The organism is Vibrio sp. 1069 (genome assembly GCF_033340555.1).
Window position 1 is genome coordinate 1 of the sequence record NZ_JAWOWP010001019.1, and the last position, 504, is coordinate 504.

Annotated in this window: 1 protein-coding gene; it reads left to right on the forward strand. The window is 49.6% G+C overall.

Annotated features, from left to right (window positions below; all coding sequences use genetic code 11):
* Positions 1-504 (forward strand): methyl-accepting chemotaxis protein (locus tag R7040_RS30365; protein WP_318098178.1); only part of this gene is annotated, 504 nt, incomplete at both ends.

Here is a 504-nt window from a genome sequence, read left to right on the forward strand (position 1 = left end):
AGCCGTCTTGCTGACGATGTCGAAACGACGAACATTGTTGTGACACAACTTGCTTCTACAACGAAAGACATCGGCTCTATCCTAGGTGTAATCCGCGATATCTCTGAGCAAACAAACTTGTTGGCACTGAACGCAGCGATTGAAGCGGCACGCGCAGGTGAGCAAGGTCGAGGCTTTGCGGTAGTTGCAGATGAAGTTCGTAACCTAGCGTCGCGCACTGCCGATTCAACGGAAGAGATTCAACGTATGATCAACCAGCTTCAAAGTGATGCTCAGGATGCAGTAAGCGCGATGGAAGCTGGCAAAGCGGTCACATTTGAGGGTGTGGCTTCGACGGATGAAGCAGTAGAAGTGCTGGTGAATATCTCTGAGCGCATTACGGATATCTCCGATCGAAACACGCAAGTTGCGACGGCAACGGAAGAGCAATCTACCGTGGTTCATACGATCAATCAGAATATTGAAGAAATCAACGCAATCAACGAGATGACAACTGCAACGGCG